Source organism: Nocardia sp. NPDC059195 (genome assembly GCF_042754695.1).
GTDB lineage: Bacteria > Actinomycetota > Actinomycetes > Mycobacteriales > Mycobacteriaceae > Nocardia.
This window is the reverse complement of the sequence record NZ_JBHZBG010000001.1, coordinates 285,359-308,075: the sequence shown is the minus strand read 5'-3', so window position 1 is coordinate 308,075 and position 22,717 is coordinate 285,359. Positions and strand designations below refer to the sequence as shown.

Below are 22,717 nucleotides of genomic sequence, written 5' to 3'. Positions count from 1 at the left end.
CGGACATCACCGATTCGATGGAGCAAAGCACCATGTCGATCACCCTTTCCGACCAGGACAAGAGCACTCTGCGCACTGCCGCGTACGGCGCCGTCTCGCTGATCGCCGCCGCCGGTGCCGCCGGCAAGCCCCACAAGATCGCGACCGCGGGCTCCATCGCCCTGTACACCGCGACCGGACCGGTTGGGCACGTCCTTGCTGCGAAAGCCAAGGACATCGATCTGACGGGGAGGTCGGTGGCAGAACTCGCCGACCAGGTGCTGCCGGCCCTGACCGCAGCCATGTGCCTGCTCGCGCAGCAGGATCCGGCGGAGGCCGCCAACTTCCGAACCACCGTCCTCGTCGCTACCGACGCCGCCCAGGCCCAGCAGGGGCAGCGCAGCCCGGCGACAGCCGAGATGGCCCGCAAGATCACCGCCGCCCTCGATGCCACCGGGGCCGGCGTGCCGAATGCCGCTGCCGGACAGGATCGCCCGGAGCTGCAGAAGATGATCGAGGAGATCGCCGAGTCCGGTTTCCTCGGGGTGTCGCTGCGCGTGCACGATGAGCGGGGTGAGTGGGTCGGCAGCGCTGGGGTGGCCGAGCTGGGCGGTAGCGCGAAGCCGCCGATCGACGGGCATGTCCGGATCGCCAGCAATACCAAGACCTTCACCGCGGCCCTGGTGCTGCAATTGGTGGCCGAGGGCAAGATCGAGCTGGATGTCCCGGCGACGGACTACCTGCCAGAATTCGGGCTCGACAAGCGGATCACGGTGCGGATGCTGTTGCAGCACACCAGCGGGATCTTCAACTTCACCGGCGAGATGTATGAGGACGGGACGATCGTGCTGGGGATCCCCGCCCCGGGTACACCCTTGGGTGCGGAGTGGGTGGAGAACCGATTCAAGACCTACCGACCGCAGGAGCTGGTGGAGCTGGCGCTGTCCAAGCCGGCGCGGTTCGAACCGGGCACCGGCTGGAGCTATTCCAACACCAACTATGTGCTGGCCCGGCTGCTGATCGAGAAGGTCACCGGCCGCTCGTTCGCCGAGGAGATGGGGCGGCTGATCCTGGGCCCGCTCGGGCTCTCGGGCACCGTGGTGCCGGAAACCTCGCCGGAGATTCCCGAGCCGCACGCCCACGCCTACTACCGGTACGAGCAGAACGGCCAGGAGCAGACCATCGATGTCACCCGCCACAACCCGTCCTGGAACCCCTGCGGCGGCGACATGATCTCTACCACCGAGGATCTGGCCACGTTCATCTCCGCGCTGCTGAGTGGCAAGCTCCTGCCGGCCGAGCTGCTGGCCGAGATGTGCACGCCGCATCCGACGGGCATCCCGACGATGGACTACGGACTGGGGGTGTTCGTGCGGGACCTGGGTCCGGACGGCGGCATCGTCATCACTCACAACGGCGGCCATGCGGGCTACGCGACGCTGATGTACAGCACCCCCGACGGCAGCAAGACCATGACCGCCTCGCTGACCTGCGTGGACGACTCCGCGATGTCAATGGCGGTGCCGTTCCAGAAGGCACAGCACATGCTCCTCGCCGAGGTGTTCGGCGGCGGGCAGACCGATCCGGGTCAGTAGCACGGGAACCGGGGCCCGCGCCGAACTCAACTCGGCGCGGGCCGTCCGCTTGTCCTTGTGGACAACCGCGGCTCCCTGCCGCCCGAGGACAAGGCAAGCTGAGCAGATGAGGAACGGAGTCACGATCGGGCAGGCGTCGGCATTCGTCGGCGTCACCGTGAAGACCGTGCGGCACTACCACAAACTCGGACTGATCGAGGAGCCAGAACGCGACAGCTCCGGTTTCCGGCGGTACGGATCGGCCGAGTTGTCGCGGCTGGTGCAGGTCCGGACGCTGGCCGCTGCCGGGGTGCCGCTGGCCGAGATCGGGCCCATGCTCGACGCCGACGCCGCGTCCTTCGCTGCCGCGCTCGCCGACGTCGGACGCCAGCTCACCGAACGGATCGAGGATTTGACCGCGCGACGTGACACACTGGACCGTCTCGCCGACGGCGACCGCGCGCTGCTGGGCGACCACGCGGTGGCACTGCTGGAGCGGATGACCGGCCTCGGCTTCCCCACCGACGAGGTGGCGACCGCCCGGGAGGGCTGGGTGCTGGCCAAAGCCCTGGTCCCGGACGGCTTCGACGACTACCTCACCCATCTCGAGCACGCCCTCGACGACCCGCACTACGTCGCCTTGATCAAACGCGCCGCCGAGGCCGCCACCTGGGAACCGGACGACCCCCGCGTCGCCGAGCTCGCCACCGCCATGGCCGAGCACTACCTCGCCAACCCCGCACACCTGAAGGTCGTGACTGCCCTGCAAGCCCGCACCGAGGCCGCCACCCGGTACACGCTGATCGCCCGCCACGGCGAAGAACAGACACCGGCCACGACGCGAGGGGCCGCGGTTTTCGAAACCAGGCTCCGCGCCGCCGGCATTCATATCCCCAGACCGAACGCCCACTGACCGCGCCGGAGCGGAGGGTTACTTGCGGACGACGGTCGCGAGCCAGGCGGGGGTGGAGTCGTGGAAGCGGGTTCGGAGGTGTTCGGGGGCGATGGTCGTGATCTGCCATGCGGGACTGTCGGCGAAGGGGGTGGTGAGGGCTTCCCGGCTGACCGGATGGGGGCCGGTGCCGGTGCCGATGTCGCTGAAGCACAACACATACAGAGTGGCACCGTCGTCGGCGACCGAGGCCAGGCTCGCGACGTATTCGATGCGTTCGACCTCGTCGAAGGCGTGGAAAAGACCGCAGTCGAGGATTGTTTGGAAGCGGCGGTACAGGCGTTGCAGGTGTAGGGCGTCGGCCATGGCGAAATTGACGTCGACGTTGCGGTCATCGGCTGTTTGCCGGGCGATGGCCAGCGCCGTTTCGGCTACGTCGACGCCGAACACCGGCAGGCCACGGGCGGCGATGAACAGTGCGTTGTCGCCGGTGCCGCACCCCACGTCGAGGACAGGTCCGGAGAATCCGCCCACCTCGGCCAGCCGGACGACAGCCGGTTGTGGGGCGCCGATGTCCCACGGTGCGGGGCCGTCGAGATAGGACGCGTTCCACGGTTGACCGGCATGGCGTTCGTGACTGGTCGGTGGACGGGGGTCGGGCCTGGGTGTCGTCGGCATCAGCGGATGAACAGGGCGCAGCGGTCGGCGAGGTCGAGAACCGGCTGGGGCAAAATGCCGAGCAGAAGGGTGGCGCCCGCGCTGAAGGCCACGACCAGGGTGGTAGCGAAGGGGGCGGTCACGGTGGGAGCGTCAGCGGGGGGATCGGTGAAGAACATCAGGACGATGACGCGGACGTAGAAGAAGGCCGCGATGGCGCTGCAGAGCACACCGATGATGACCAGTGGGGTGTAGCCGGCACCGGAGGCGGCCGCGAAGACCGCGAACTTGCTGACGAACCCACTGGTGAGTGGCAGACCGGCGAAAGACAGCAGTAACAGGGCGAATGCCGAAGCGAGCCACGGGGATCGGCGTCCGAGACCCGCCCACTGCGACAGCGCGGTCGCTTCGTCACCGGACGCGTCGCGGACCAGACTGACCACCGCGAACGCGCCGACGGTGCCCAAGCCGTAGGCCAGCAGATAGAACAGCACGGCCGCGACCCCGGCGGTGTCGGCGGCGACGATACCGACGAGCAGGAAACCGGCGTGGGCGATCGAGGAGTAGGCCAGCATGCGCTTCACATCGGTCTGGGTGATCGCCATGATCGCACCGACGACCATCGTCGCCACCGCGACCGCGGCGATGACCGGACGCCAATCCGAGCTCAGCGCATTCACTCCGACCATCAGCACCCGCATGGTCGCACCGACCGCGGCGATCTTGGTGGCGGCGGCCATGAAAGCGGTGATCGGTGTCGGCGCGCCCTGGTACACATCGGGCACCCAGGCCTGGAACGGGACGGCACCGATCTTGAACAGCAGACCGACAGCGAGCATCCCGATCCCGAGCAGCGCCAGTGTCGCGTTCTCGGGCTGCTTGTCCAGTGCCGCACCGATTCCCGGCAGCGACACCGTGCCGGTCTGCCCGTAGAGCAACGCCACGCCGTAGAGGAAGAACGCGGAGGAGAACGCACCGAGCAGGAAGTACTTCATCGCCGCCTCCTGCGAGAGCAACCGCCTGCGGCGAGCCAGCCCGCACAGCAGATACAGCGGCAGCGACAGCACTTCGAGCGCGACGAACATCGTCAGCAGATCATTCGACGCGGGAAACAGCAGCAGACCACCGACCGCGATCATCGTCAGCGGGAACACCTCGGTGGTCGAGACACCGGAACGCACCGCCGCGAGTTCGTGCGCGCTGCCGGGCACCGCGGAAGCTTGCGGAGTGAACGCGTCGACCCCTCGATCCAACGCGGCCGCCGCCCGGTTCCACGTGCCCGGCCCGCTGCGCGCCCGCGGCACCGCGCCGCGCTCGGCGATCAAGAGCAGACCCAGCAGCGCGACCAGCAGGATCGTGCCCTGCAGGAACAACGTGACCCCGTCGACGGCCACCGCACCCACCACCGCCGTGCCCTCGGATCCCGCGAGCAGCACCACGGCCACCAACGCGCCGATCACACCGGCCATCCCGAGCACCAACTGCGTCAGATACCGGTAGGGCCGTGGCACGAACGCTTCGACGAGCACCCCGACCACGCCGACCGCGAACACGATCAGCATCGGGGCGAGCAGGTGGTATTCGATGCTCGGTGCGGGCGCGATGGCCGCGAGCTCGGTGATGGTCACGGAGTCCGTCCTCATTTGTGGCCGCCTGCGGGCGGGGTGGCCGCACCTGCTTCGGGAGCGGGGACAGTCGGAGCGGGATCGTGCTTACCGATCGTCGACAGGGTGTGTCCCACCGCGGGATCCACCAGATCCAGGACCGGTTTCGGGTAGAAGCCGAGCACCAGCAAGGCGACCAGCAGCGGCACCACCACGGCCAGCTCGCGCGGCACCAGATCACGCAGGTGCTCGTTGCCCTGCTTCAGCGGGCCGGTCATCAACCGCTGATACAGCCACAGCACGTAGATCGCGGCCAGCACCAGCGCACCTGTCGCGATCACCGCCGCCACCTGATATTTCGGGAATGTGCCGACCAGGACCAGGAATTCACTGATGAACGGTGCGAGACCCGGCAGGGAGAGAGTGGCCAGGCCGGCGATGAGGAACGTGCCCGCCATAACCGGCGCGACCTTCTGCACGCCGCCGTATTCGGCGATCATTCTGGTTCCACGCCGGGAGACGAGGAATCCGGCGATGAGAAACAGTGCCGCCGTGGACAATCCGTGGTTGACCATGTACAGCGTCGCCCCGGATTGGGACTGGCTGGTCATGGCGAAGATGCCGAGGATGATGAATCCGAAGTGCGAGATCGAGGTGTAGGCGATCAGGCGCATCACATCGGTTTGGCCGATCGCGAGTAGCGCGCCGTAGACGATGCCGATCACGGCCAGCGTGATCACCAAGGGCGCGAAGGTGTCCGACGCCAGGGGGAACAACAGCACGCAGTAGCGCAGCATGCCGAAGGTGCCGACCTTGTCGACGACCGCCATCATGAGCACCGCGCTGGACGGGGTGGCCGAGACCGCCGCGTCGGGCAGCCACGTATGCAGTGGCCACAGTGGCGCTTTCACCGCGAAGGCGAACATGAAACCCAGGAAGAGCGCGTTGAGCACCGCGGTGCTGCCCCCGAGTTCGCCATTGTTGGCCGCGGCGACCACAACGCGCAGATCGAAGGTGCCCGCGGATCCCTCGCCGAGGCCTGCCGTGGCGGTCAGCACGTACAGCCCGATCACCGCGGCGAGCATGATCAACCCACCGAACAGGTTGTAGAGCAGGAACTTCACCGCGGCGCGCGAACGTTGGGCCCGGATCGCGGTGTCGGTGGTGCGGGTGCCGAATCCGCCGATGAGGAAGTACATCGGGATCAGCATCGCTTCGAAGAAGACGTAGAACAGCAGGATGTCGAGGGCGAGAAACGAGATCAGCACCATCGCCTCGACCAGCAGCATCAACGCCATGTAGATGTGAGTGGTCTTGCGGCCGTCTCCGGTGGCGGTGTCGTCGTTCCAGCCCGCCAGGATCAGCAACGGCACCAGTACCGCCGTCAGCAGGACCAAGGCGGTGGCGATGCCGTCCAATCCCAGGGTGTAACCGACGCCGAATGCCGGGATCCATTCGTGGGATTCGACGAACTGGTACTGCGCACCGCCGGGCTGGAACCGGACCGTCAGGACGACGGCGAGCGCGAGCACACCGATCGACACCGCGAACGCGATGCCGCGCGCCACAGTGCGGCGGGCGGCGGGCACGACGAGCACCGCCCCCGCCCCGATCGCGGGGGCGAGCCAGAGTGTCGTCAGCCAGGGAAACGAGTTCACCAGTACCTCACCGCCAGCAGGGCAGCGGCCACCAGGGCCGCGCCGGTGAACATGGACAGGGCGTAGGAGCGCACGAAACCGGTCTGCACCTTGCGGATTCGCGCCGACAGCCCACCGATCGTCGCGGCGGTCCCGTTGACGATCCCGTCGACGCCCTTCGCGTCGAGGAACACCAGCGCCCTCGTGAGGTGGCGACCGGGGCGCTCGAAGACGGCTTCGTTGATCTTGTCGCCGTAGAGGTCGTCGCGCGCGGCCCCGGTCAGCACGCTGACCGGCTCCGGTGCGACCTCGGGGATCGGGCTCTCGGCGTATTTGCGGTAAGCGACGGCCACACCGATCGCGACCGCTGTCAGAGCGAGGCCGGTCACCACCGCCGCGGGGATCACGGGTTCCGCGTGATGGGAACCGACGACGGGTTCGAGCCAGTTCACCAGCGACGACCCCCAGACGAACAGTCCGCCTGCGAAGACCGATCCGAACGCGAGCAGGATCATCGGCCCGGTCATCACCGTGGGTGACTCGTGTGGATGGGTGTCGGGCTTCCATCGGCGCTCGCCGAAGAACGTCATCAGCATGACCCTGGTCATGTAGAAGGCGGTGAGTGCGGCACCGAGGAGCGTGACCACGCCCAGCAGGATCCCGGTGGATCCGCCGTGGTCGAAGGCCGCCTCGATGATCTTGTCTTTGGAGAAGAACCCGGAGAACGGTGGCACTCCGATGATGGCGAGATAGCCGAGGCCGAAGGTGATGAAGGTGATCGGCATCAGCGTGCGCAGGCCGCCGTAGCGGCGCATATCGGTTTCGTCGTTCATCGCGTGCATCACCGAACCGGCACCGAGGAACAACCCGGCCTTGAAGAAGCCGTGGGTGAGCAGGTGCATGATCGCGAACGCGTAGCCGGCGGGGCCGAGGCCGACGGCCAGGATCATGTACCCGATCTGGCTCATCGTCGAGGCGGCCAGTGCCTTCTTGATGTCGTCCTTGGCGCAGCCGATGATGGCGCCGAACAGCAACGTCACCGCACCGACCGCGAGCACCGCGGTACGCGCGTTCGGGGCGAGATCGTAGATCGGGTTGGAGCGGGCGATCAGGTACACACCGGCGGTGACCATGGTGGCGGCGTGGATGAGCGCCGAGACCGGGGTGGGGCCTTCCATCGCGTCACCGAGCCACGACTGCAGCGGCACCTGCGCGGATTTGCCGCACGCGGCCAGCAACAGCAGCAGTCCGATCGCGGTGAGGGTGCCTTCGCTCGCGCCGGGGCTCGCCGCGAACACGGTGCGGAAGTCGAAGGAACCGAATGTCGCGAACATGACCATCATGGCGATGGCCAGGCCCATGTCGCCGACCCGGTTCACCACGAACGCCTTCTTGGCTGCCGTTGCGGCCGAGGGCTTTTCGTACCAGAACCCGATCAGCAGATAGGACGCCAGGCCCACGCCCTCCCAGCCCAGATACAGCACGAGGAAGTTGTCGGCGAGTACCAGCACCAGCATGGCGGCCAGGAACAGGTTGAGATAGCCGAAGAACCGGCGCTTGGCGGGGTCGTGGCTCATGTAGCCCAGCGAGTAGAGGTGGATCAGCGACCCGACACCGGTGATGAGCAGCGCGAAGCAGATCGAGAGCTGGTCCAGCTGCAAGCTGAACCCGACTTGGAGATCACCGACGGGCACCCAGTTGAACAGTTCCTTGTGCACGGCGCGGTCGGCGTCGGCGCGGCCGAGCATGCCGAAGAACGCGACGAGGGCGACGACGAACGAGGCCACAGCGGCCGCGGTACCCAGGTAGGGGCCCCAACGGTCGGTGCGGTGGCCGAACAGGAGCAAGACGATCGCGCCTGCGAGCGGGAGGGCGGGCAGCAGCCACAGCATCGCGGTACCCATGTCAGAACTTCAGCAGGTTCGCGTCGTCGACCGAGGTCGATCGGCGGGCACGGAAGATCGTCATGATGATGGCCAGGCCGACGACGACCTCGGCGGCGGCGACCACCATGGTGAAGAACGCGATCACCTGACCGTCGAGGTTGTCGTGCAACCGGGCGAAGGTGACGAACGCCAGATTCACCGCGTTGAGCATCAGCTCCACGCACATGAACACCACGATCGCGTTGCGGCGCAACAACACTCCCGCGGCGCCGATGGTGAACAGCAGCGCAGACAGGAACAGGTAGTTCTGGGGGTTCACCGCTTGCCTTCCTCGTCGGCCGTCGGGTTGTCGTCGCTGATCTCGTCCTCACGCAGCGTGCCGACCGAGGCCACGGCGGCCTCGGTGTGAGCGCGGGTGCGGCGGTGACGCAGGATCGTGCTCACCGAGAGTTCGGCGAAGGAGCCGTCGGGGAGCTGGGCGGGGCTGTCGACAGCGTTGTGGCGTGCGTAGACACCCGGTGTCGGCAGCGGAGTCGCCCGTTCGCCCGCGGTGCGGAACCGGTCGCGCGACATTTCGCGCTGCCCGCGCTTGGGCGTGAACTGCTCACGGTGGGCCAGCACCATCGCACCGATAGTGGCGGTGATCAGCAGTGCGCCGGTGAGTTCGAAGGCCCACACGTAGCGCAGGAAGATCAACTCGGCGAGTTCGGCGATCACGTCACGGTCGCCGAAACCGCGGCCGGGGAAGCTGGTTCCGCTGTCACGCAAGGCCGCGCCGATGCCGCCGATGAACAGCAACCCGAATCCGACCCCGACGATCGCGGCGGCGATGCGCTGTCCGCGCAACGTTTCCCGCAGCGATTCCGCGGAGTCGACGCCGACGAGCATCAGCACGAACAGGAACAGCATCATCACCGCGCCCGTGTACACCACGATCTGCACGACGCCGAGAAACAGTGCGCCCTGCGCGATATAGAACACGGCGAGCGCGATCATGGTGGCGGCCAAGCACATTGCCGAATGCACGGCCTTGGCGGCGGTCACCATGCCCAGTGCGCCGAGCACCGCGATCGGGGCGAGCACCCAGAACAACACGGCCTCGCCGGTGGAGGTGTCGGCGATCTCGGCGGCCAGCATCTGTGCGGTGCTCATCGCAGTACCTCCTGCTCCGACGGTGCGGGACCGACCCGGCCCAGGTAGTAGTCGGCCGCATCCGTGCCCGGTGCCATCGGGTGTGGCGCGGGCGTCATGCCCGGCTGCAGGGGTGCCAGCAGCTGGTCCTTCTCGTAGATGAGGTCGGCGCGGTTGTCGTCGGTGAGTTCGTATTCGTTGGTCATCGTCAGTGCGCGCGTCGGGCAGGCCTCGATGCACAGGCCGCAGCCGATGCAGCGCAGGTAATTGATCTGGTAGACGCGTCCGTAGCGTTCACCGGGGGAGAAGCGTTCGTCCTCGGTGTTGTCGGCACCTTCGACGAAGATCGCGTCGGCCGGGCACGCCCACGCGCACAGTTCGCAGCCGATGCACTTCTCGAGTCCGTCCTCGTAGCGGTTGAGCTGGTGGCGACCGTGATAGCGCGGTGCGGTCGGCACCTTCTCTTCGGGGTAGGACTCGGTATTGGGCTTCTTGAACATGGTGGCGGCGGTAACCGCGAATCCGGCGAGCGGTTCGAACAAGCCGATCTGGGGTTCGTCGTTCGCGGGCCGTGGTGGCATCGGCGGGACCGGGAATCCGAGGAACACCGACGAGGTCGAGGGCTCCTGTGGTGGCAACGGTGGTAGTCCCTTGCTGCGGCCGGCGCGCAGGAACATCGCGATCATCGCCGCGGTGATCACCAGACCCACACCGACCAGGATCAGGTTCTGCCCGGGGAGGCCTTCGAGGTCGAGCACCCGCGCCCCGGCCACGACCATCACCCACACCAGCGAGGTGGGGATGAGCAGTTTCCAGCCGAGGTTCATGAACTGGTCGTAGCGCAGCCGGGGCAGGGTGCCGCGCAGCCAGACGAACACGAACAGGAACGTCCACACCTTGAGGGTGAACCACAGCAGCGGCCACCATCCGGAGTTGGCGCCCTCCCACAGGCTGATCGGGAACGGTGCCCGCCAGCCGCCGAGGAACAGGGTGGTCGCCAGCGCCGACACCGTTGCCATGTTCACGTATTCGGCGAGCATGAACATCGCGAATTTCAGCGACGAGTACTCGGTGTGGAAGCCGCCGACCAGTTCACCTTCGGCTTCGGGCAGGTCGAAGGGCGCCCGGTTGGTTTCGCCGACCATCGACACGCAGTAGATGAGGAACGACGGCAGCAGCAGGAAGACGTACCAGGTGCCCTCCTGCGCGCCGACGATCTCGGAGGTCGCCATGGTGCCCGACAGCAGGAACACCGTGGCGAAGGTCAGTGCCATCGCGATCTCGTAGGAGATCACCTGCGCCGTCGAGCGCAGGCCGCCGAGCAGCGGGTACGTCGAGCCCGACGACCAGCCGGCCAGCACGATGCCGTACACGCCGATGGAGGTGATGGCGAGGATGTAGAGCACGGCGACCGGCATGTCGGTGAGCTGCAACGCGGTGCGCGTCCCGAAGATCGACACCTCCGGGCCCATCGGGATCACCGCGAACGCCATGAACGCCGGGATCACCGAGATGATCGGGGCGAGCACGAAGATCGGCTTGTCGACGATGGCCGGGATGATGTCTTCCTTGAGCGCCATCTTCACACCGTCGGCGACGGACTGGAGCATGCCACCGGGGCCGATCCGGTTGGGGCCGATCCGCATCTGCATCCACGCGACGACTTTGCGCTCGGCATATACCGCGATCAACGGCACCAGCATCAGGTAGACGAACACGCCGAGCGCCTTGACCACCACCAGCCACAGCGGGTCGGTGCCGAAGACAGGTCCGGCGTCGGCCGCGAGGAGTAGCACTCGATCACTCATGACGGTGTTCCTTCATCCTGTCGTCGGCGCGACGCAGGCGCACCACGGCGCCGGGTGTCACACCGAGTTCGGCGGCGACCGTCGAGCCGGGCGAGTGCAGCGGCAGCCACACCACCCGGTCGGGCAGGTCCGTGATCATCAGCGGCACCGAGATCTCGCCGCGATCGGTGTAGACGATGACGTGATCGGCATCGTCGGCTTCGATCTCGGCGGCGGTCGCGGCCGACAGGCGTGCGACGGGCGGGCGGGCGACGCCGGCGAGGTTGGGTTCACCGTCTTGCATGCGACCGGCGTCGAGCAGCATCCGCCAGCCGGCCAGCACGGCCGTTCCCGGGCCGGGCACGGGGCGGGTCTGGCTGGTCAGCTCCGGTGCCGCGAGGGGGGCGCCGTTCCAGGTGCCGAGCGCGTCGAGTTCGGTGCGGGCGGCGGCGGTGTCGGGCAAGTTGATCGGGACGCCCATCTGCGCGGCCAGCGATTGCAATACCCGCAGGTCCGACTGGGGGGCGGCGACGCGGCGGGTGGTGTCGAGCGAGGCCGCGGTGAAGGGGCGTGGTCGGCCTTCCCAGGTGCGGAAGGTGCCGGACTTCTCCATCGCGGTCGCCACCGGGAAGACGACGTCGGCACGTTCGGTGACGGCGCTGTGCCGCATTTCCAGGCTGACGACGAACCGGGCGGCGTCGATGGCGGCCAGTGCGGCTGCCGGGTCGGGCATGTCGGCCGGGTCGACACCGCCGATGACCAGCGCACCCAACTGGGCCGCGCTCGACAGGATCGCGGTGGCATCGCGCCCCAGCGTGACAGGGAGTTCTGCGGACTGCCAGCGATGCCGCACCTGTTGGCGCGCAGCGGGATCCACCACGGGCCTGCCGCCGGGCAACAAGCCAGGCAGTGCGCCCGCCTCCAGCGCACCGCGCTCGCCCGCACGACGCGGCACCCACGCCAGCGCGGCACCGGTGACATCGGCCAGCCGGGTCACCGCCGACAGCGCGCCGGGGCTGCCCGCGAGACGTTCGCCCGCCATGACGACCGCGCCCGGTGTGTTCAGCATCGCCATGAGTTCGGTGGCATCAGCGGAGTTCTTGGCCATGATCGAGGTGATGACATCGGCTTCGCCGCAGGGCGGGGTTTGGATGAGCGCACCCGACATCCGTTCGAGGCCGCGGGACGCGAACGGTGCCAGCGACACCACCCGCTGCCCACGTGTCCGTGCTGCTTTGCGCAGCCGCAGGTAAACGATGGGCGATTCTTCTTCCGGTTCGAACCCGACCAGCAGCACGACAGGGGCTCTGTCGAGCGCGGCGAAGTCGACCTGGACACCGCGTCCGGCGACGCGGGCGGCGAGGAATCGTTGCTCCTCTTCCGAGTGCACCCTGCTACGGAAGTCGATGTCGTTGGTAGCGAGGACCATTCGCGCGAACTTGCTGTACGCGTAGGCCTCTTCCTCGGTGACTCGGCCGCCGACGAGTACTCCGGCATTGCCGATCGCGGCGCTCAGGCCCGCGGCGGCGGCGGTGAGGGCTTCTGTCCAGGAGGCGGGGGCGAGGACGCCGTCCCAGCCGCGCACCATCGGTGTGGTGAGGCGGTCGCGTTCGGTGGCGTACGCGAAGGCCCAGCGGCCTTTGTCGCAGTTCCATTCCTCGTTGACCTGCGGATCGTCACCGGCCAAGCGGCGCAACACTTTTCCGCGGCGATGGTCGGTGCGTTGGGCGCACCCCGAGGCGCAGTGTTCGCAGACGCTGGGTGTGGAGACCAGGTCGAACGGGCGGGCCCGGAAACGGTAGGACGTGCCGGTGAGCGCACCCACTGGGCAGATCTGCACGGTATTGCCGGAGAAATAGGAGTCGAGTGGCTCGGCCTGGGCGATGCCGACCTGTTGCAGCGCACCACGATCCATCAGCTCGATGAACGGGTCACCGGCGACCTGCTGGGAGAACCGGGTGCACCGTGCGCACAACACGCACCGCTCCCGGTCCAGCAGCACCGCCGTGGACAACGGGATCGGCTTCGGGTACGTCCGTTTCTCACCCTCGAAGCGGGATTCGGCGCTACCGGTCGACATCGCCTGGTTCTGCAGCGGACACTCGCCGCCTTTGTCGCACACCGGGCAATCCAGCGGATGGTTGATGAGCAGCAACTCCATCACCCCGCGCTGGGCCTTCTCGGCGACCGGGGAGCTGATCTGGGTGCGCACGATCATGCCGTCGGTAACTGGGATCGTGCAGGAGGCGACCGGCTTTCGCTGCCCTTCCACTTCGACGAGGCACTGCCGGCATGCGCCGACCGGGTCGAGCAGGGGGTGGTCGCAGAAGCGGGGGATCTGCACGCCGATCAGTTCGGCGGCGCGGATCAGCAGGGTTCCGGCGGGCACCTCGATGGTGGTGTCGTCGATGGTGACGCTCACCATGTCGGTGGGTACCACACCGCTGCTGTTACCCGGGGCAATGGCTGTCATCGGTCCTCTTTCGCTGGCGCCCATACGGTCGAGGCGGCCGGATCGAACGGGCAGCCGCCGAGTCGCTGATGCGCGAGGTATTCCTCGCGGAAGTACTTCAGCGAGGAGAAGATCGGGCTGGCCGCGCCGTCACCGAGCGCGCAGAACGATTTGCCGTTGATGTTGTCGGCGATGTCGGCGAGCTTGTCCAGGTCGGCCTCGGTGCCATGGCCCGCTTCGAGACGGTGCAGCAATTGCACGAGCCAGTAGGTGCCTTCACGGCACGGTGTGCATTTACCGCACGATTCGTGGGCATAGAACTCGGTCCAGCGCAGGACCGCGCGCACCACGCAGGTGGTGTCGTCGAAGATCTGTAAGGCCTTGGTGCCCAACATGGATCCGGCGGCGGCGACACCTTCGTAGTCGAGGGCGACGTCGAGATGTTCGTCGGTGAACATCGGCGTCGAGGAACCCCCGGGGGTCCAGAACTTGAGGGTGTGCCCGGCCCGCACGCCGCCCGCGTAGTCGAGCAGCTCGCGCAAAGTGATGCCGAGCGGGGCCTCGTACTGGCCAGGTCGGGCGACGTGTCCCGACAGGGAATACAGCGTGAAGCCGGGTGACTTCTCGCTGCCCATCGAGCGGAACCATTCGGTGCCGTTGCGCAGGATCGAGGGCACGCTGGCGATGGATTCCACATTGTTGACCACTGTCGGGCACGCGTACAGGCCCGCGACGGCAGGGAACGGTGGGCGCAGCCGGGGCTGCCCGCGCCTGCCTTCCAGTGAGTCGAGCAGGGCGGTTTCCTCACCGCAGATGTAGGCGCCCGCGCCGGCGTGCACGATCAGGTCCAGGTCGAATCCCGAGCCGAGGATGTCGTGGCCCAGCAGTCCCGCCGAATAGGCCTCGGCGACGGCGGCTTGGAGCCTGCGCAGCACCGGCACCACTTCGCCACGGACGTAGATGAACGCGGTCGCCGCCCGGATCGCGTACGCGGCGATCACGATGCCTTCGATGAGGGTGTGCGGGGTGGCCAGCATCAACGGGATGTCTTTGCAGGTGCCGGGTTCGGATTCGTCGGCGTTGACGACGAGGTAGTGCGGTTTCGTCGTGCCGTCGGGGCCGGGGCCCTGCGGGATGAACGACCATTTCATGCCGGTGGGAAAGCCCGCGCCGCCGCGACCGCGCAGACCCGCGTCTTTGACGGTTTGGATTACCTCGTCGGGCGTTGTACGCAGGGCGGCGCGGAGTCCGTCGTAACCGCCGGTCGCGCGGTAGCTTTCGAGGGTCCAGGATCGTGGGGTGGCCCAGTGTTCGCTGAGTACCGGGGTGAGCGTCGTCATCGCGATCCTCCTGCCGAGTCATCTTCTGCCGCACCGGTTTCGAGCCCTGCCAAGGTGGGTGCGCCCGGTGCGCCTTCGAGCGCGCCGGGGCGCTCGTCGGGGAATCCGGCGAGGATGCGGGCGGTCTCACGGAACGTGCACAGTGGTGCGCCGCGGGTCGGGCGGACCTGGTGGCCTGCGCGCAGGGCATCGGCGATCGCGATTGCCGATTCGGGGGTCTGGTTGTCGAAGAATTCCCAGTTCACCATCATGACCGGCGCGTAATCGCAGGCGGCGTTGCATTCGATGTGTTCGAGGGTGATGGCGCCGTCGGGGGTCGTTTGGCCGTGTCCTACTGCCAGATGTTGTTGCAGTGCTTCGTAGATGGCGTCCCCGCCGAGGACCGCGCAGAGGGTGTTCGTGCACACGCCGACGTGGTAGTCGCCGGTGGGGGTGCGCCGGTACATCGAATAGAACGTGGCGACCGCGGTCACTTCGGCGCCGGTGAGGTTCAGGTGGTCGGCGCAGAAGTCGATGCCGGTGCCGGTCACACAGCCTTCCTCGGCTTGCACCAGGTGCAGCAGAGGGAGCAGCGCGGAGCGGGGGTGTGGGTAGCGGGTGATGATCTCCTTCGCGTCCAGTTCGAGGCGTTCGCGCACGTGCGGTGGATAGGGCTCTGGGCGCGTGCTGAGCTTCAGGAGAATTGGTGTGCTGGAGGACTGTTCGATAGTCATCGGGCCACTCCGCACAGTGAGAGGTCAGTGCCCGGACGGTATCTATTGCTCATCTGTCCACTCCGCCCATGACAGGGTCGATGCTGGCGACCGAGGCGATCACGTCGGCGACCATGCCGCCCTCGCACATCGCGGCCACCGCTTGCAGGTTGGTGAACGAGGGGTCGCGGTAGTGCACCCGATACGGCTGGGTGCTGCCGTCGCTGACCATGTGCACACCCAGTTCCCCACGCGGGGATTCCACCGCCGAATACACCTGTCCGGCAGGCACTCTGATGCCCTCGGTGACGATCTTGAAGTGGTGGATCAGCGATTCCATGGAGGTGCCCATGATCTTGCCGATGTACTTGGGTGAATTGCCGAGACCGTCGGGGCCCAGTTCCAGATCGGCGGGCCAGGCGATCTTCTTGTCGTCGATCATCACCGGTCCCGGCCGCAGCTTGTCCAGGCACTGTTCGACGATCTTGATCGACTCGGCCATCTCGGCGACGCGGATGATGTAGCGGCCGTAGCAGTCACAACCGGTAGTGGTCGGGATGTCGAATTCGTAGTTCTCGTAACCGCAATACGGATCTGATTTGCGCAGATCATGCGGCAGGCCGGTGGCGCGCAGGACGGGGCCGGTGATGCCGAGGGCCATGCAGCCGGTGAGGTCGAGGTAACCGATGTCCTGGGTGCGTTTCTTCCAGATCGGGTTTGCGCTGAGCAGGTGCTCCATATCGCGGAGCCGGCCGGGCAGCAGGTCGAGGAGTTCACGGACTTTGGTGACGCCGTCGTCGGGGAGATCCTGGGCCAAGCCGCCGGGGCGGATGTAGGCGTGGTTCATCCGCAGGCCGGTGATGGTTTCGAAGACGTCGAGGATGAGTTCGCGTTCACGGAAGCCGAACAGCATCGGGGTGAGCGCGCCCAGTTCCATGGCGCCGGTCGCGAGGGCAACCAGGTGCGAGGAGATGCGGTTGAGCTCCATCAGCAGCACCCGCACCACGGTGGCGCGTTCGGGGATCTGCTCGGTGATGTCGAGGAGTTTCTCGACGCCGAGGCAGTAGGCGGTTTCGTTGAAGAACGGGGACAGGTAGTCCATCCGGGTCACGAAGGTGACGCCCTGGGTCCAGTTGCGGAATTCCAGGTTCTTCTCGATGCCGGTGTGCAGGTAGCCGATGCCGCAACGGGCCTCGGTGACGGTTTCGCCTTCGATCTCGAGGATCAGGCGCAACACCCCGTGGGTGGAGGGGTGCTGTGGGCCCATGTTCACCACGATGCGTTCTTCGGCGCCGCCGTCGATCACTTCGCTGACCTGGTCCCAGTCCTGGCCTGCGACAGTCACTACCGGCGGTTCGTCGCGGCGGAAGTCGGTGTCGGTCATCAGCTGTAGGTCCTCCGCTCGTCGGGCGGCGGTATGCGCGCGCCCTTGTACTCCACCGGGATCCCGCCGAGCGGGTAGTCCTTGCGCTGCGGATGGCCGCGCCAGTCGTCGGGCATGGTGATGCGGGTCAGGGAGGGGTGCCCGTCGAAGAGGATGCCGAAGAAGTCGTAGGTTTCGCGTTCGTGCCAGTCGGTTGTCGGATAGACCGAGAACAGCGACGGGATGTGCGGATCGGCATCGGGCGCGGACACTTCCAGCCGCACGCGGCGGCCGTGGGTGATCGACGTCAGGTGATAGACGGCGTGCAGTTCGCGGCCTTCGTCGTCGGGATAGTGCACGCCGTTGACACCAAGGCACAGTTCGAATCGCAGGGAGCTGTCGTCGCGCAGCGTGCTCGCGACGGCGACGAGGTGTTCGCGCCGCACGTGCAGGGTGAGTTCGCCGCGGAACACCACGATCCTCTCGATCACGGTATCGAAGGCGATGACCCGTCCCATGAGTGCGGCGCGCAACGTGCCGACGAAGGCGTCGAACCAGCCGCCGTACGGGGGCGGGGTGCCCGCGGGCAGGGCAACCGGGGTGACCAGGCCGCCGTAGCCGGAGGTGTCGCCGGTGCCGCTGACGCCGAACATGCCGCGCCGGGTGCCGATCACCTCGTCCTCGGGCGGTTTCGGTTGCGGCTGTACGGGCGATTCCTCCGGAATTTCTTGTCCCGCGGGGCTGTCGGTGTTGTCGGGGGAGTCGAAGGTCATCGCAGCAGCCCCTCCATCCGGATGGTCGGCGTGCTGGCCAGCGCGGCTGTTTCGGCGGCGCGGATCGCTTCCTCGCGGTTGACGCCCATCGGCATCTCGGCGATTTTCGCGTGCAGCGCCAGGATCGCATTGAGTAGCATCTCCGGGCGCGGCGGGCAGCCGGGCAGGTAGATGTCGACCGGGACAATGTGGTCGACGCCCTGCACGATGGCGTAGTTGTTGAACATGCCGCCCGAGGACGCGCAGACCCCCATGGCCAGCACCCATTTCGGCTCGGTCATCTGGTCGTAGACCTGGCGCAGCACCGGCGCCATCTTCTGGCTCACCCGGCCCGCCACGATCATCAGATCGGCCTGGCGTGGGGAGGCGCGGAACGCTTCCATGCCGAAGCGGGCGATGTCGAATCGTCCGGCGCCGGTGGCCATCATCTCGATCGCGCAGCACGCCAGCCCGAACGTGGCGGGCCAGACCGAGCCCTTACGCAGGTAGCCGGCGAAATCCTCGACCGTGCTCAGCAGGAACCCGCTTGGCAGTTTCTCTTCGAGACCCATTATTTCCCACTCATTCCCAGCTGAGGCCGCCGCGACGCCACTCGTAGGCGTAGGCGACAGACACATTGACGATGAACAGCGCCATCGCGGCGAGACCGAACAGCCCGAGCGTGTCGAAATGCACTGCCCACGGGTAGAGGAACACGATCTCGATGTCGAAGATGATGAACAGCATCGCCGTGAGGTAGTACTTCACCGGAAAGCGCTGTCCTGCTGCATTTCCCGGGCCACCGGCGATGGCGTGCGGGGTCGGCTCGATGCCGCATTCATAGGGTTCGAGCTTGGCCCGGTTGTAGCGTTTCGGGCCGATCAGCGACGCCATGATGACGGAGAACACCGCGAACGCCGCGGCGATGGCGCCGAGTACGAGTGCGGGCACCTCGATATTCACGACTGCACTTCCCCTCCTCGCTGGAGCAGGCCGAGCCGTGTGGCCCGGCCGCGGACGGCAGCTTTCGGCGAGACGGGGCCGACAACGTTGTCCGCCGAACCGGGGCTCGCGCAAGGCTGTGCAGCGATGACGGAGCGTTATACAAGAGCCCGTGCTCGTGTGAGCTAGAGCACAGACTACCGCCGTTTCGGGGCTCCGCCGCACGTTTCCGGGGCGGGGTTTGATCGATATCGGTACCGCGATTCATGAGCGATACGGGGGTAATCGTCAGCGGGCATGCGGCAGCGAACCACTGGCATTACCAGTGGTGATGAACAGAAAGGTGCGAAGCGGACTATCCGACGGTTCGGGACGATGCCCGGACGCTCCCGGTCAGCGGGCGAGCAGGACCCCGGCGACCGCGTTGGTGAGCTGCGTGGGGTCGATCGGGTGTGAGACGGCGGCCTCGGCACGCGACCAGTTGGCCAGCCAGGCGTCATCGGGCCGACCGGTGAGCACGACCACCGGCGGGCACTGCTCGATCTCGTCCTTGAGTTGCTTGGCGATACCGAGGCCACCGGTCGGAGCCGATTCGCCATCGAGGATCGCCAGATCGATCCCACCCGCATCCATTTGCTCGATGACCACCGGTGCGGTGGCGACCTCGAAGAAATCGAGCTCGGGTAGATCGGCACGCGGCTTACGACCCAGCGCCAGGATCACCTGTTGGCGGGTATCGGCATCGTTGCTGTAGACCAGCACACGCAAGGGGGTGGAACCATTGGATTCGGCCACGCTCGGATCGTACGTCCGGGTGTGGCGCCACCGTGGCAGGTTCGCCGGATCAGGCAGTTGGCCTGCGGCGCAAGGACCTCCGCCGCGGGCGTCCGGGAGCTACCCGTCGGCGTCTCCGACGACGTTGCCGCCCAGCGGAATCGTCGCAACGCCTTCTCCGATGGGCTGATCGGGTTGGTCGTCGGCGAGTTCGGTCGACAGGATCTGCTCGCGCAGAATATCGGCGTGTCCGCAGTGCTGCGCGAGCTCGCGCAGCACATGCAGGTAGACCCACCGCGTCGGCAGCGGGCCGCGTCGGTTGCCGTGGACGAGGTCATCGAGGTCGAGGTCCGCCGCGGCCGTTCGGGACGCGTCACACGCCTGGTCGTAGGCGGTTCGGATGGACGCGATCGTGTCCGACTCCTCGAGCACGAACGATTCGTCCGGAGTCTCGGGGATTCCGATCTCCGCGCGTGAGCGGCAGCTGATCGCCTCGTCGAACCACACCCTCTCGACGAAGGTCGCGTGCTTGACCAGGCCGAGCAGCGTTGTTCGCGACGACACCAGTGAGCGTCGCGCCTGCGCCTCGGTCATCCCGTCGAGGCAGTTCCGCAATGACTCGCGATGGTCGTCGAGGAAACCGGCGAGCTGATTCCGGAGCGGCTGGGCAAAGAAACTCGGGGCCATGGTGCGGCTGACCGTCAAGGTTGTCTCTCCTCGTAGTTGGCGTAGCTGCGAGGATCTCGCCCCTGGCGACAACGGTATCGACGACGTCGGTACCCGTCTACCGGGATCATTTGCTCAGCGCGTCGTCCAACTCGGCGAGGAGTCGAGCCTTCGAGCGGGCGCCGACGAGGGTGCGCAGGAGTTGGCCGTCCCGGAAGAGCAGCAGCGTCGGGGCCGCCATCACTTGGTAATTGCGGGCGGTGAGCGGGTTCTCGTCGGCGTTGAGGGTGCGAACGGCGAGGGTGTCCGCGCGTTCGCGGGCGACTTCGGCCAGCACGGGGGCGATCATTTTGCACGAAGGGCACCACGTGGCCCAGACGTCCACGAGGACGAGGCCCGGGTGGGTGAGGACGTCGCGGTCGAATGATTCATCGGTCACCGCGACGGTGCCGGCGATCGCGGAACTCTGGGTCATCATGATTCCTTCAGTTCGGTGGGGCTGTCGTGGGGTTGCTCGGCGTGCCGTTCGATCGCCCCATCGCGGCCCGATAGGGGCTGCCGCGCAAAGACCGCTTCTGGCCATGGGAGCGTTCGAGTGGTGCTGTGGCGGTGCGCGGCGTCGCGGAGTCGATCGGCGAGGGCGTCTCTGCGGGTGGTGAGTGCTTCGATTTCTGCGTTCAATGCGTCGATGGTCCGCTGGTATTCGGCCAGCGAGGCCGGGCAGTCGTCTATGCGTTCGCTGCCTGTCGCCAGGCAGTCCAGGAACGGGCGGGTCTCCTCCACCGGGATTCCCAGACGATTCAGGGATCGGATTTCCTGCACCAGCCGGACGGTGTGGTCGTCGTATTCGCGGAAGCCGTTGGGGTGACGTTCCGGTGCGACCAGCCCCAAAGCCTCGTACCGCCTGATGGCCTTGGGGCTGAGCTGAGCCAGCCGCGCAAGCTCTCCGATCCTCATACAGCGAATGTAAACGCTGCCCCCAGGGGCAAGGTCAAGCGTGACGGCCGATCAAGGCGCGGCCCATGTTGTCGGGCGGGTTCACATTGATTGTGAGCGTGTTGTGAGCCATTCTGGAAAGGGCAAGGGACACACCGGATTTCACAGGGGCTGTTGCCGGATGCCGAATGGACTGAAAACACTCACTCGCTACACGATCGAGGAAGAACATCGGCACCCCGGTTCTTCAGGGGAGTTCTCCGCGCTGGTCAATGTGGTAGCCACGGCGGCGAAGATCATTGCCAATCAGGTGACGCGTGGGGCGATCATCGGGTCGGGGGTCGACGACGAGTCGTCGGTGAGTGGGCGCCTCGATGTGCTGACCGATGAGATCATGGTGGGGCAGACGCAGTGGTCCGGGCATTTATCGGGGTTGTTGTCCGAGCAGCACGCGACCGTGTTGCCCGCTGCTCAGCGGCGGGGCAAGTATCTACTGGCCTATGACGCGCTGGACGGGTCGAGCAACATCGACGTGAACCTGCCTGTCGGTTCGATTTTCAGCATTCTGCGGGCGCCTGAAGAGGTGGTCGCCGGCGACGCGGAACCCGCCGAATCCGACTTCCTGCAACCAGGTGTGGAGCAGGTGTGTGCGGGGTTCACGCTGTACGGGCCCGCGACCATGCTGGTGCTCACCACCGGCAGTGGGGTCGACGGGTTCACCCTCGATCGGGAGATCGGCGCGTTCGTGCTGACTCATCCGCAGATGCGAATTCCGGAGGACACTTCGGGTTTCGCGATCAATGCCGCCAATGAGCGGTTCTGGGAGCGGCCGGTGCGCCGGTACGTGCTCGAGTGCCTGGAGGGAGTCGAGGGGCCGCGGGGGCGCGATTTCAATATGCGGTGGGTGGCGTCGCTGGTGGCCGACACCTTTCACATCCTGACCAGGGGTGGGCTGTATCTCTACCCGCGCGACACCCGCAATCCCGCACTGCCGGGTCGTGTTTCGTTGCTGTACGGGGCGAATCCGATCGCGTTCATCGTCGAGCAGGCGGGCGGGGCGGCGACCACCGGGCACGAACGCATGATGGAGGTCCCCCCGGCCCAGGTGCATCAGCGGGTGCCGTTCATCTTCGGTTCCCGCAACGAGGTGTTGCGTATCGAGCGCTATCACCGGGAACCGGACGCGGGCAAGCGGTTCGACAGTTCACTGTTCGGGACGCGATCACTGTTCCGGCCCGCCAAGCACGACCAGCGCACGTAGACGCGCGACCGGTCCAGTGCTTCTGGGGTGATCAGGCCGGGTCTTGATCGCGTTCTTCCTGTTGCCTGCGGGCCTCGCGACGCTGCTGTTCGGCGCGCTCACGCAGGCCGCGGAGGAAGGCCTCGTCGTCGTCGGGATTCGACGCGACCCGGCGACCGGGCCGATCGTATTCACTGAACCGGGTATTCGAGGCAGGTCGTGACTCGCCGACGGGCCTACCCGCGAACAACCACAACAGCGCGCCGATCGTCGGGACCAGGACGACGACGATGATCCATCCCATTTTCGGTAGGTGCCGGATGCCCGTGTCGGGGCTGGTAATGATGTCGACCAGGCAATACACCCACAGGGCGAGCGTCAGGAAGCCGATGACGGCGTAAGGCATTCGGCGA

22 protein-coding genes are annotated in these 22,717 nt (G+C 66.8%); 3 read left to right on the top strand and 19 right to left on the bottom strand.

Annotated elements, in window-relative coordinates; translation table 11 throughout:
* Positions 1 to 32: 32 nt before the first annotated feature.
* Both ACFXKN_RS01365 and ACFXKN_RS01360 read left to right on the top strand, forming a co-directional pair.
* Positions 33 to 1,574, top strand: coding sequence for a serine hydrolase domain-containing protein (locus ACFXKN_RS01365; protein ID WP_379432139.1), 1,542 nt, complete (start codon positions 33 to 35; stop codon positions 1,572 to 1,574).
* A 106-nt stretch (positions 1,575 to 1,680) separates the two neighbouring features.
* Positions 1,681 to 2,466 carry a MerR family transcriptional regulator gene (locus tag ACFXKN_RS01360; protein ID WP_379432138.1) on the top strand — a complete coding sequence of 262 codons (786 nt, stop codon included), beginning with the start codon at positions 1,681 to 1,683 and terminating at the stop codon, positions 2,464 to 2,466.
* An 18-nt stretch (positions 2,467 to 2,484) separates the two neighbouring features.
* Here the strand turns inward: ACFXKN_RS01360 and ACFXKN_RS01355 are convergent, their stop codons facing one another.
* The 18 genes from ACFXKN_RS01355 to ACFXKN_RS01270 all read right to left on the bottom strand — a co-directional run bounded on the left by ACFXKN_RS01355 (position 2,485) and on the right by ACFXKN_RS01270 (position 21,085).
* A complete protein-coding gene (locus tag ACFXKN_RS01355) occupies positions 2,485 to 3,123 on the bottom strand; it encodes a class I SAM-dependent methyltransferase (RefSeq protein WP_379432137.1) in 639 nt (212 codons plus the stop codon).
* The gene (gene nuoN, locus ACFXKN_RS01350; protein ID WP_378948973.1) at positions 3,123 to 4,745 is read right to left on the bottom strand and encodes an NADH-quinone oxidoreductase subunit NuoN; all 1,623 of its coding nucleotides are present in this window, start codon (positions 4,743 to 4,745) and stop codon (positions 3,123 to 3,125) included. The genes ACFXKN_RS01355 and nuoN overlap by 1 nt, the downstream gene beginning before the upstream one ends.
* Entirely contained in the window at positions 4,742 to 6,364 is a 1,623-nt protein-coding gene (locus ACFXKN_RS01345) for an NADH-quinone oxidoreductase subunit M (RefSeq protein WP_378948970.1), read from the bottom strand. Before ACFXKN_RS01345 ends, nuoN begins: the two co-directional genes overlap by 4 nt.
* Positions 6,361 to 8,247 carry an NADH-quinone oxidoreductase subunit L gene (gene nuoL / locus ACFXKN_RS01340; RefSeq protein WP_379432136.1) on the bottom strand — a complete coding sequence of 629 codons (1,887 nt, stop codon included), beginning with the start codon at positions 8,245 to 8,247 and terminating at the stop codon, positions 6,361 to 6,363. The genes ACFXKN_RS01345 and nuoL overlap by 4 nt, the downstream gene beginning before the upstream one ends.
* 1 nt (position 8,248) lies before the next feature.
* Complete coding sequence (gene nuoK, locus ACFXKN_RS01335; RefSeq protein ID WP_056819797.1) at positions 8,249 to 8,548, bottom strand: NADH-quinone oxidoreductase subunit NuoK; 300 nt, start codon at positions 8,546 to 8,548, stop codon at positions 8,249 to 8,251.
* On the bottom strand, positions 8,545 to 9,381 hold the full coding sequence (locus tag ACFXKN_RS01330) for an NADH-quinone oxidoreductase subunit J (RefSeq protein ID WP_378948964.1): 837 nt from the start codon (positions 9,379 to 9,381) through the stop codon (positions 8,545 to 8,547). The genes nuoK and ACFXKN_RS01330 overlap by 4 nt, the downstream gene beginning before the upstream one ends.
* Positions 9,378 to 11,168, bottom strand: a complete 1,791-nt coding sequence (gene nuoH, locus ACFXKN_RS01325; protein ID WP_379432135.1) for an NADH-quinone oxidoreductase subunit NuoH — start codon at positions 11,166 to 11,168, stop codon at positions 9,378 to 9,380. Before nuoH ends, ACFXKN_RS01330 begins: the two co-directional genes overlap by 4 nt.
* A complete protein-coding gene (locus tag ACFXKN_RS01320; RefSeq protein ID WP_379432134.1) occupies positions 11,161 to 13,620 on the bottom strand; it encodes an NADH-quinone oxidoreductase subunit G in 2,460 nt (819 codons plus the stop codon). The genes nuoH and ACFXKN_RS01320 overlap by 8 nt, the downstream gene beginning before the upstream one ends.
* Complete coding sequence (gene nuoF, locus ACFXKN_RS01315; RefSeq protein ID WP_379432133.1) at positions 13,617 to 14,939, bottom strand: NADH-quinone oxidoreductase subunit NuoF; 1,323 nt, start codon at positions 14,937 to 14,939, stop codon at positions 13,617 to 13,619. The genes ACFXKN_RS01320 and nuoF overlap by 4 nt, the downstream gene beginning before the upstream one ends.
* On the bottom strand, positions 14,936 to 15,652 hold the full coding sequence (gene nuoE / locus ACFXKN_RS01310; protein ID WP_378948952.1) for an NADH-quinone oxidoreductase subunit NuoE: 717 nt from the start codon (positions 15,650 to 15,652) through the stop codon (positions 14,936 to 14,938). Before nuoE ends, nuoF begins: the two co-directional genes overlap by 4 nt.
* 49 nt (positions 15,653 to 15,701) lie before the next feature.
* Positions 15,702 to 17,015, bottom strand: a complete 1,314-nt coding sequence (gene nuoD, locus ACFXKN_RS01305) for an NADH dehydrogenase (quinone) subunit D (RefSeq protein WP_378948949.1) — start codon at positions 17,013 to 17,015, stop codon at positions 15,702 to 15,704.
* The gene (locus tag ACFXKN_RS01300) at positions 17,015 to 17,767 is read right to left on the bottom strand and encodes an NADH-quinone oxidoreductase subunit C (RefSeq protein WP_378948946.1); all 753 of its coding nucleotides are present in this window, start codon (positions 17,765 to 17,767) and stop codon (positions 17,015 to 17,017) included. The genes nuoD and ACFXKN_RS01300 overlap by 1 nt, the downstream gene beginning before the upstream one ends.
* Positions 17,764 to 18,318 carry a NuoB/complex I 20 kDa subunit family protein gene (locus tag ACFXKN_RS01295; protein WP_378913693.1) on the bottom strand — a complete coding sequence of 185 codons (555 nt, stop codon included), beginning with the start codon at positions 18,316 to 18,318 and terminating at the stop codon, positions 17,764 to 17,766. Before ACFXKN_RS01295 ends, ACFXKN_RS01300 begins: the two co-directional genes overlap by 4 nt.
* A 10-nt stretch (positions 18,319 to 18,328) precedes the next feature.
* Positions 18,329 to 18,709 carry an NADH-quinone oxidoreductase subunit A gene (locus ACFXKN_RS01290; protein ID WP_056819816.1) on the bottom strand — a complete coding sequence of 127 codons (381 nt, stop codon included), beginning with the start codon at positions 18,707 to 18,709 and terminating at the stop codon, positions 18,329 to 18,331.
* A gap of 372 nt (positions 18,710 to 19,081) precedes the next feature.
* Positions 19,082 to 19,483 (bottom strand): hypothetical protein, encoded by a 402-nt coding sequence (locus ACFXKN_RS01285; protein ID WP_378948943.1) that lies wholly within the window; start codon positions 19,481 to 19,483, stop codon positions 19,082 to 19,084.
* A gap of 99 nt (positions 19,484 to 19,582) precedes the next feature.
* Positions 19,583 to 20,167 (bottom strand): DinB family protein, encoded by a 585-nt coding sequence (locus tag ACFXKN_RS01280; protein WP_378948940.1) that lies wholly within the window; start codon positions 20,165 to 20,167, stop codon positions 19,583 to 19,585.
* An 88-nt stretch (positions 20,168 to 20,255) separates the two neighbouring features.
* Positions 20,256 to 20,603 carry a thioredoxin gene (gene trxA, locus ACFXKN_RS01275; protein ID WP_379432132.1) on the bottom strand — a complete coding sequence of 116 codons (348 nt, stop codon included), beginning with the start codon at positions 20,601 to 20,603 and terminating at the stop codon, positions 20,256 to 20,258.
* Positions 20,603 to 21,085 carry a MerR family transcriptional regulator gene (locus tag ACFXKN_RS01270; protein WP_379432131.1) on the bottom strand — a complete coding sequence of 161 codons (483 nt, stop codon included), beginning with the start codon at positions 21,083 to 21,085 and terminating at the stop codon, positions 20,603 to 20,605. Before ACFXKN_RS01270 ends, trxA begins: the two co-directional genes overlap by 1 nt.
* 160 nt (positions 21,086 to 21,245) lie before the next feature.
* Between ACFXKN_RS01270 and ACFXKN_RS01265 the strand changes: the two genes are divergently transcribed.
* A complete protein-coding gene (locus tag ACFXKN_RS01265) occupies positions 21,246 to 22,325 on the top strand; it encodes a class 1 fructose-bisphosphatase (RefSeq protein ID WP_378948933.1) in 1,080 nt (359 codons plus the stop codon).
* Between the two features lie 31 nt (positions 22,326 to 22,356).
* On the opposite strand, the gene ACFXKN_RS01260 is transcribed toward ACFXKN_RS01265, so the two are convergent.
* A complete protein-coding gene (locus tag ACFXKN_RS01260) occupies positions 22,357 to 22,710 on the bottom strand; it encodes a PLD nuclease N-terminal domain-containing protein (protein ID WP_379432130.1) in 354 nt (117 codons plus the stop codon).
* Positions 22,711 to 22,717: the final 7 nt, after the last annotated feature.

Coding starts and splice junctions, on each gene's coding strand:
- ACFXKN_RS01365 (WP_379432139.1), top strand. CDS start 33: ATGTCGATCACCCTTTCCGACCAGGACAAGAGCACTCTGCGCACTGCC.
- ACFXKN_RS01360 (WP_379432138.1), top strand. CDS start 1,681: ATGAGGAACGGAGTCACGATCGGGCAGGCGTCGGCATTCGTCGGCGTC.
- ACFXKN_RS01355 (WP_379432137.1), bottom strand. CDS start 3,123: ATGCCGACGACACCCAGGCCCGACCCCCGTCCACCGACCAGTCACGAA.
- nuoN (WP_378948973.1), bottom strand. CDS start 4,745: ATGAGGACGGACTCCGTGACCATCACCGAGCTCGCGGCCATCGCGCCC.
- nuoL (WP_379432136.1), bottom strand. CDS start 8,247: ATGGGTACCGCGATGCTGTGGCTGCTGCCCGCCCTCCCGCTCGCAGGC.
- ACFXKN_RS01330 (WP_378948964.1), bottom strand. CDS start 9,381: ATGAGCACCGCACAGATGCTGGCCGCCGAGATCGCCGACACCTCCACC.
- nuoH (WP_379432135.1), bottom strand. CDS start 11,168: ATGAGTGATCGAGTGCTACTCCTCGCGGCCGACGCCGGACCTGTCTTC.
- ACFXKN_RS01320 (WP_379432134.1), bottom strand. CDS start 13,620: ATGACAGCCATTGCCCCGGGTAACAGCAGCGGTGTGGTACCCACCGAC.
- nuoF (WP_379432133.1), bottom strand. CDS start 14,939: ATGACGACGCTCACCCCGGTACTCAGCGAACACTGGGCCACCCCACGA.
- nuoE (WP_378948952.1), bottom strand. CDS start 15,652: ATGACTATCGAACAGTCCTCCAGCACACCAATTCTCCTGAAGCTCAGC.
- nuoD (WP_378948949.1), bottom strand. CDS start 17,015: ATGACCGACACCGACTTCCGCCGCGACGAACCGCCGGTAGTGACTGTC.
- ACFXKN_RS01300 (WP_378948946.1), bottom strand. CDS start 17,767: ATGACCTTCGACTCCCCCGACAACACCGACAGCCCCGCGGGACAAGAA.
- ACFXKN_RS01295 (WP_378913693.1), bottom strand. CDS start 18,318: ATGGGTCTCGAAGAGAAACTGCCAAGCGGGTTCCTGCTGAGCACGGTC.
- trxA (WP_379432132.1), bottom strand. CDS start 20,603: ATGACCCAGAGTTCCGCGATCGCCGGCACCGTCGCGGTGACCGATGAA.
- ACFXKN_RS01270 (WP_379432131.1), bottom strand. CDS start 21,085: ATGAGGATCGGAGAGCTTGCGCGGCTGGCTCAGCTCAGCCCCAAGGCC.
- ACFXKN_RS01265 (WP_378948933.1), top strand. CDS start 21,246: ATGCCGAATGGACTGAAAACACTCACTCGCTACACGATCGAGGAAGAA.
- ACFXKN_RS01260 (WP_379432130.1), bottom strand. CDS start 22,710: ATGCCTTACGCCGTCATCGGCTTCCTGACGCTCGCCCTGTGGGTGTAT.